Source organism: Gluconacetobacter sp., assembly GCF_047721585.1.
GTDB classification, from domain to species: Bacteria; Pseudomonadota; Alphaproteobacteria; order Acetobacterales; family Acetobacteraceae; genus Gluconacetobacter; species Gluconacetobacter dulcium.
The window spans coordinates 1-7,740 of the sequence record NZ_JBDNXE010000157.1; the positions used below are offsets into that span (position 1 = coordinate 1).

At 69.6% G+C, this 7,740-nt stretch carries 8 protein-coding genes and 1 pseudogene; 2 read left to right on the plus strand and 7 right to left on the minus strand.

Features of this window, described 5'->3' with window-relative positions; genetic code table 11:
• The 7 genes and pseudogenes from pstC to ispH form a co-directional block, all read right to left on the minus strand.
• Positions 1-229, minus strand: a pseudogene (gene pstC, locus ABF821_RS18625) (phosphate ABC transporter permease PstC); the annotation flags it as partial.
• A gap of 132 nt (positions 230-361) precedes the next feature.
• A complete protein-coding gene (locus ABF821_RS18630) occupies positions 362-1,315 on the minus strand; it encodes a nucleoside hydrolase (protein ID WP_415531160.1) in 954 nt (317 codons plus the stop codon).
• A gap of 13 nt (positions 1,316-1,328) precedes the next feature.
• A complete protein-coding gene (locus ABF821_RS18635; RefSeq protein WP_415531161.1) occupies positions 1,329-2,099 on the minus strand; it encodes an ABC transporter permease in 771 nt (256 codons plus the stop codon).
• On the minus strand, positions 2,096-2,827 hold the full coding sequence (locus ABF821_RS18640) for an ABC transporter ATP-binding protein (RefSeq protein ID WP_415531162.1): 732 nt from the start codon (positions 2,825-2,827) through the stop codon (positions 2,096-2,098). Before ABF821_RS18640 ends, ABF821_RS18635 begins: the two co-directional genes overlap by 4 nt.
• A complete protein-coding gene (gene rnhA, locus ABF821_RS18645; RefSeq protein ID WP_415531163.1) occupies positions 2,824-3,351 on the minus strand; it encodes a ribonuclease HI in 528 nt (175 codons plus the stop codon). Before rnhA ends, ABF821_RS18640 begins: the two co-directional genes overlap by 4 nt.
• Positions 3,341-4,306, minus strand: a complete 966-nt coding sequence (locus tag ABF821_RS18650; protein ID WP_415531164.1) for a homoserine kinase — start codon at positions 4,304-4,306, stop codon at positions 3,341-3,343. Before ABF821_RS18650 ends, rnhA begins: the two co-directional genes overlap by 11 nt.
• 15 nt (positions 4,307-4,321) lie before the next feature.
• Positions 4,322-5,335 carry a 4-hydroxy-3-methylbut-2-enyl diphosphate reductase gene (ispH, locus tag ABF821_RS18655; RefSeq protein WP_415531165.1) on the minus strand — a complete coding sequence of 338 codons (1,014 nt, stop codon included), beginning with the start codon at positions 5,333-5,335 and terminating at the stop codon, positions 4,322-4,324.
• 243 nt (positions 5,336-5,578) lie between these two features.
• On the opposite strand from ispH, the gene ABF821_RS18660 reads away from it, so the two are divergent.
• Complete coding sequence (locus ABF821_RS18660) at positions 5,579-6,175, plus strand: hypothetical protein (RefSeq protein ID WP_415531166.1); 597 nt, start codon at positions 5,579-5,581, stop codon at positions 6,173-6,175.
• Between the two features lie 96 nt (positions 6,176-6,271).
• Positions 6,272-7,740 (plus strand): OPT family oligopeptide transporter (locus ABF821_RS18665; RefSeq protein ID WP_415531167.1); only part of this gene is annotated, 1,469 nt, incomplete at its 3' end.

Here is a 7,740-nt window from a genome sequence, read left to right on the forward strand (position 1 = left end):
CGAAATGCTGCGTCACCGGGTTCCACACCGCGCTCCACACAAAGCCAGGCCCAAACGCCGACCACGCCGACAGCCCGCCCCACGCCAGAACCGCTATCAGACCCCCCATGATCGCCAGGATTAGCCACCCGGAAAGCCGCACCAGCCCCGCGAACACAGGGTCCCCCACACCGCCCGCGCGGGGCTGGACGGGGGAAGACGACGAAGACGGGGGCGGTGTTTGGTCCATGCGGACTCCGGACAGCAGGGCGCCCCACTGGGAAGCGACGTCAGGATCGGCCGCGCCCGACCGGCGCGAACGCGCGACCATTACTGGAGCGCACCCCGATCGGGCAACCTTCCATCGGCACGCGGCGATGCTTTATGGCGATCCGATGCCGAAGCGCGACAGGCGCTCGATCACCAGATCGAAATATCCCTCGGCATCCACCCGGTTGAGCACCAGCGCATTCGGGTGCCGCCCGGTCACGCTCCGCCAGTCGATGACCGTCATGCCCCGCGTCAGCGTGCCCTGGCACTCGATCCCGACATGGGCCAGCCGGCCGCTGAACAGGTCCGGCCGCAGCAGCGCCGCAATCACCGTCGGATCATGCAGCGGGCCGCCATCCGTCCCTCCCTGGCGCGCATCGAAACGCTTGTTGAACGTCAGCAGGTGATAGAACGCCTCGGCCAGCGGCGTGCCGATCGCGCGCAGCCGCGCCATCCGCGCCGCCGTCGTCAGCGCCCGATGCGTGCAATCCAGAGGGATCATCGTGATCGGCACGCCCGAATCGAACACCCGCGCCGCCGCCTCCGGGTCGACATGGATGTTGTATTCCGCCGCCGGGGTGATGTTCCCGCCCTCGGCCCGCGCCCCGCCCATCAGCACGATCCCATGCAGGTGCCCGGCCAGGCGCGGCTCGCGCAGCATCGCCAGGGCGATATTGGTCAGCGGCGCCAGGCAGCACAGCGTCACGCTGTCACGCGGCCGGGCCATCACCAGGTCCACGATCCGGTCGGGGGCGAAGCCCTCGGCCGGCGTCAGCGACGGCGGCGGCAGGTCGTAGCCGTCGAACCCCGTGGCGCCATGCACATGCTCGGCGGTGCGCAACGCCCCCACCAGCGGCCCCGCCGCACCGGCATAGACCGGCACGTCGCCCCGTCCGGCCAGTTCCAGCGCCATCAGGGCATTGCGCGTGGTCAGCGCCAGCGGCACGTTGCCCCCGACCGTCGTCAGCGCCAGCACCTCCAGTTCGTCGGGCGAGGCCAGCGCCATGAGAAAAGCGACCGCATCGTCCGGCGAGGGGTCGGTGTCGATGATGATGGCGCGCGCCACGATGATCACTCCTTCAGTCGGACCGGTCGTCCGGCACCCAGTACAGCATCCGCGCCAGCGCCCGGTCCACCCCCCACCAGAGCAGCACAGTCATCGACGCCAGCACCAGCAGCGCCGCGAACATCAGGTCGGTCTCGAAGCGGGTATTGGCCGTCTGCATCAGGAAACCAAGCCCGGACGATGCACCCACCCACTCCCCCACCACCGCGCCCAGCGGCGCGATCGCGGCGGCCACCCGCAGACCGGTGGCAAAGGCCGGCAGCGCCGCCGGCAGCCGCAGCCGCAGCAGCACCAGCCCCGGCCGCGCATCCATGCTCCGCGCCAGGTCCAGCCACCCCGGCGGCGTGCGGCGCAAACCGTCGAAAAAGGACGAGGTGATGGGAAAGAAGATCACCAGCACCGCCATCACCACCTTGGAAGCAATGCCGAATCCGAACCACAGCACCAGCAGCGGCGCCAGCGCGAAGACCGGCACCGCCTGGCTGAGCAGCACCAGCGGCATCATCCAGCGCCGCACCGGGGCCGAGGCCATCATCAGCAGCGCCAGCGCGCCACCGCCCGCCGTGCCCAGCAGCAGCCCCAGCACGGTTTCCAGCAGCGTCGTCCCCGCCGCGCCGGCCAGCAATCCGCGCTGCGCCCACAAGGCCCGCGCCACCGATCCAGGCGGCGGCAGCAGATAGGGCGGCACCCCGCCCAGCCGGACGATCCCCCACCACAGCAGGCCCAGCCCGCACAGCGTGCCCACCGGCCGGCCAAGCCGCGCCACGATTCGCCCGGCGCTCATCGCCCCGCCGCATCCAGCATGCGGCGCAGCAGCACCCCCTGGGCATGCAGCACGGAATCGTCGTCCGCCGGCCGGGGCACCGCGCCCGCCGGCACCGTAATCGCCTCCACACGCACCGGGTCCCCCGCCATCAGCAGGATCGCCTGCCCCAGCCGGCATGCCTCCAGCGGGTCATGGGTAATCAGCACCACGGTGCGGCCATGCAGCGTCTCGGCCGCCAGATCCTGCATCCGCGCCCGCGTCACGCTGTCCAGTGCCGAAAAGGGCTCGTCCATCAGTACGACCGGACGATCCTCGTACAGGGTCCGGGCCAGCGCCACGCGCTGGCGCATGCCGCCCGACAGTTCCCCTGGCAGCGCCGCCAGCCGGTCGGCCAGCCCCATCCGCCGCAGCAGTTCCGCCGCCCGGTCGCGATCGGGCCGCCGGCCGCGCAGCCGGTCGCCCAGCGTCACATTGTCGATCACCCGCGCCCAGGGTTGCAGCAAGTCGCGCTGCCCCATCCAGGCCACCCGGCCCGCCAGCGGCGCGCCATCACCGGCCACCACCATGCCCGCCGCCGGCCGGTCCAGCCCCGCGATCACCCGCAGCAGGCTGGTCTTGCCCACGCCGCTGGCCCCCAGCAGCACGGAAAACACCCCGCCCGGCAATGTCAGATCCAGTCCGGCGAACAGGTCGCGCCCGCCATGGGCCACCGCCAGCCCGCGCAGGTCCAGCGCCGGAACCGTCACCGGCGACGAACGTGATAGGCCAGCCCCAGCGCGTCCCGCGCCGCCGTGGCCAGCCGGTCGACCCGTTCGTTGTTCTCGTCACCCGAATGGCCACGCACCCAGCGCCATTCGACCTGGTGCCGCTTGCTGATCTCCAGCAACCGCCGCCACAGATCCATGTTCGCCACCGGGTCGCCCGAAGCATTGCGCCAGTTCCGCCGCACCCAGCCGGTATGCCAGCGGGTAATCCCGTTGCGCACATATTCGCTGTCGGTATGCAGCACCACCACGCAGGGGCGCTTCAACGCCTCCAGCGCCTCGGCCGCCGCCGTCAGTTCCATGCGGTTGTTGGTGGTCTCGGCCTCGCCCCCCGAAATCTCGCGCTCGGTCCCGCGAAATTTCAGCAGCGCCGCCCAGCCGCCCGGCCCCGGATTGGGCTTGCAGCCCCCATCGGTCCAGATCTCGACCGGCGCGGACGCATTGGGCGTCTCCGGCTCACATGCGGCATCGGCCTCCACCGGCCGTTCGTCGGTCTCAGACGCCATAGACCGACGCATCCTCCGCCGCACGATGAAAGCGCAGGCGGCGCAGGTAATCGAGCGGGTCCTTGCGCGTCACCATCGCGCCGGCCGGCGTGTTCAGCCAGTCGTACAGCCGCGTCAGCAGAAAGCGCATCGCGGCCCCCGCCGCCAGCACCGGCATCGCCCGCCGTTCGGCGGCCTCGAGCGGCCGCACCGATTCATATCCCGCGATCAGCGCCCGCGCCCGCTCGGGCACGAACACGCCATCGGCCGAGAAACACCAGGCATTCAGGCAGATCGCGATGTCGTAGGCCAGGAAATCGGTGCAGGCGAAATAGAAATCGATCAGCCCCGACACCGCGCCATCGAGAAAGAACACATTGTCGGGGAACAGATCGGCATGGATCTGCCCGCGCGGCAGATCGCCCACACAAGGCCACGCCGGCAGGATCACCCCCAGGGCGGCATCCAGTTCCGCCCCCAGCCCCGCCGAGACCGAATCCGCCTCCGCCCGGCAGGATTCCAGCAGCGGTCCCCACGCATCAGGCCCCAGCCCGTTCGCGCGCTCGGCCCTGTAGTCCCGCCCCGCCACATGCAGCGCCGCCAGCGCGGCACCCAGCGGCGCGCAATGCTCCACGCGCACGTCGCGCGGCCACACGCCGGGCAGAAAGGTCGTAATCGCCGCCGGCCGGCCCGCCAGCGTGCGCAGCGCCTCGCCGTCGCGCCCCGCCACCGGGCGCGGGCAGGACAGGCCATGGTCGGCCAACGCGCCCATCAATCCCAGAAACCAGGGCAGATCGTCGGGGTTCACCCGGCGCTCATACAGGGTCAGGATAAAATCGCCGTCCGTGGTCCGCAGGACGAAATTGCTGTTCTCGACCCCCTCGGCAATGCCCCGATAGGCCGTGAGTTCACCGATCTCGTAAAGGGACAGGAACGCACGCAGCGCCCCGTCCGACACATCCGTATAGACAGCCATGCGAACCCGGCCTGATCAGCCCAGCGGGGCCGGCAGGCGGAAGGTCACGTTCTCTTCCTTGACCGTCCGTTCCTCGATTTCCAGCGAGAAATGCTTGGCCAGCGCCGTGACCATTTCCTGCACCAGCGCCTCGGGCGCCGAGGCCCCGGCGGTGATGCCCAGCGTGTTCACCCCCTCCAGCACCGACCAGTCCAGATTGCTCAGGCGCGGCACCAGCAGGGCACGCGGCGCACCCGACCGTTCCGCCACTTCGCGCAGGCGCTGGGAGTTGGACGAGTTCGGTGAACCGATCACGATCACGAGATCGCAACCCGGCGCAATCGCCTTCACCGCTTCCTGGCGGTTGGTGGTGGCGTAGCAGATATCCTCGCGCTTCGGCCCCTCGATCAGCGGAAAGCGGCGGCGCAGGATCTCGACGATCTCGGCGGTGTCATCGACCGAGAGCGTGGTCTGGGTAATGAAGGCCAGACGCGACGGATCGGCCGGCTGGACGGTCCGCGCCTCTTCCGCGTCGTTGATCAGGGTCACCGCGCCGGCCGGCAACTGGCCCATCGTGCCCACCACTTCGGGGTGGCCGGCATGGCCGATCATCAGGATATGGCGGCTTTCCGGCCCGCCATCGGCGAAATGGCGCTCGGCCTCGCGATGCACCTTGGAGACCAGCGGGCAGGTCGCATCCAGATACAGCAGGTTGCGCCGCTCGGCCTCGGCCGGCACCGTCTTGGGCACGCCATGGGCCGAGAACACGACATGCGCGTCGGCCGGCACCTCGTCCAGTTCCTCGACGAAGATGGCGCCCTGGGCTTCCAGTTCCTCGACCACGGTACGGTTATGCACGATCTCGTGCCGCACATAGACCGGCGCGCCATAGCGGCGGATCGCTTCCTCGACCACGCGGATCGCGCGGTCCACCCCGGCGCAGAAGCCGCGCGGCCCCGCCAGCAGAACCTTCAGCGACCGCATGGGCGCCTCGGCCGGAGACGTCGCGACGGGGGCGGAATCGGAGGTCTGAATCATCTGGTCGGGCATGGTGTTCCCCAAACGGCCGGCGAGCGGTATAGGATACGGGCCGGGGGCAGCGACCGGCCGGCCGCGCATCCCGGTGCTGGTCCGGCCCTACGCAAACCGGGGCCATGGCGCAAGCCATTTTCCTGTAACCCCGGTGCATTTGGACATAGCCGTCCAGCCGGAGCCACACAAGCAGCCCGTCCACATGGCGGTCCCCGCAACCATGAGCAAGCACGAGACCCCGGAACCCGCATGATCCCCCGCATGACCATCGCCAGCCCAGGCGGCCTTCGCCGCTTTCGCCCCGCCCATCTCAGCGGCCTGGCGATCCTGCCGTTCGCCATGTCGCTGGCGGCATGCTCCATGGACAACCCCGACGGCTTCGCGCCGGCCTGCCCGACCGTCGAGGTCCTCGGCGCCGCCGCCGACCAGATTGCCTTCACCGGCCCGTCGCACGATATCGGCCACCTGGCCTCACGCGCGAGCGTCACGCGCGTCACCGGCCAATGCCACAGGGGCGCGGGAGACCAGAAAAAAACGGCCTCCGTCGTCGCCGAGGTCAGCCTCGGCCTGAACGTCACCCGTGGCCCCGGCACCGGCCGCACGGTGGAGGTCCCGTATTTCATCGCCGTGGTCTATGGCGACGAGATCAAGAACAAGAAGCAGTTCGTCGAAAAGGTGCAGTTCCCGGCCAACGTCACGCAGATGCTCACCCACACCCGCATCGTGCCGATCACGCTACCGGTCTCCAGACACGTCACGATCGACGGCTACAGGCTCGAGGTCGGCCTCCAGTTGACGAAAGAGCAGCTGGAATACAACCAGACCCACCTGATCGCCCCCACCTTCCACCATATGTGATCCCGCTCCCCTGCCGCCGGCGCGCGGCGATGCAAACGCCCGGCGCGCCCACGGCCCCACCGACAGGTCAAGCGATACAAGCGACATGAAGACAGCATGACGGACACCGCCCTTTCCCCGACAGCGCCCGCCGCCAGCCAGCGGGAAATGACCCTGCGCGGTTTTATCCTCGGTGCCCTGATCACCATCGTCTTCACCGCCTCCAACGTCTATCTGGGGCTCAAGATCGGCCTCACCGTCGCCTCGTCGATTCCCGCGGCCGTGATCTCCATGTCCGTACTGCGGGCGATGGGCGGCTCCACGATTCTCGAAAACAACATGGTCCAGACGCAGGCTTCGGCGGCCGGCACGCTGTCCTGCGTCTTCGTCTCGCTGCCGTGCATGATCATGATCGGCTACTGGCAGCATTTCCCCTATCTGGAAACGACGCTGCTCACCCTCGCCGGCGGCATGACCGGCGTGCTGTTCACCGTGCCGCTGCGCCGCGCCATGGTCACGAACAGCGACCTCCCCTACCCCGAAGGCGTCGCGGCGGCCGAAATCCTGAAAGCCGGCTCGGAAAGCGGCAGCCCCGAGAGCCTGCGCGCCCTGCTGACCGGCGGCCTGCTGTCGGCGTCGGTCACGTTCGCCACCGGCGGCCTGCGGCTGCTGGCCGACAGCGCGGCGGTCACCGCGACCTGGGGCGGCGCCATCTTCCGCGCCTCGACCGGCTTCTCGCTGGCCCTGCTGGGCGCGGGCTATCTGGTCGGCATCGCCGGCGGCCTCGCAATGCTGATCGGCACGCTCATCGCGTGGGATGTCGCGGTCCCGATCCTCAGCGTCCAGTTGCCCAATCCCGCCCACCTCCCCGCCGCCGGCTTCGCCACGCAGATCTGGACACAGAAGGTGCGCTTCCTGGGCGCGGGCACCATCGCCATCGCCGCCATCTGGACACTGGCGATGCTGGCCCGCCCGGTCGCGGCGGGCATCCGCGACATGATGCGCGCCCACGGCTCCGCCGACGATGACGGCCGCGACCTCACGCCCCGCACGCTCCTGCTGCTGACGGGCCTGTGCCTGGCCATCCTGTTCGTCCTGTTCCTCAGCTTCCAGTCGCCCTTCGCCCACGGCGGCGCCATCGTCTCGGCGGCGCTGGCGGCGGTGGCGATCTGCGCGCTGTTCGGCTTCCTGGTCGCCGCCGCATGCGGCTACATGGCCGGCATCGTCGGCTCGTCCTCGTCCCCGCTGTCGGGGATCGCCATCATCGCCATCGTGCTGGTCGCCTCGTTCATGCTGCTGCTGGAGCCGCTGGGCGCGCTACCCGCCGAAATGTCGGCCAACGGGCACCATCTGGCGATCGCCTTCGCGCTCTACATCCTCTCGGCCATCGTCGCCTCCTCGGCCATTTCCAACGACAACCTCCAGGATCTCAAGACCGGGCAACTGGTCGGCGCCTCGCCCTGGCGGCAGCAGGTGGCGTTGCTGGTAGGCTGCGTCAGCGGCGCCATCGTCATCCCGCCGGTGCTGGAACTGCTCTACCAGGCCTACGGCTTCGTCGGCGCCATGCCCCATGCCGGCATGAACCC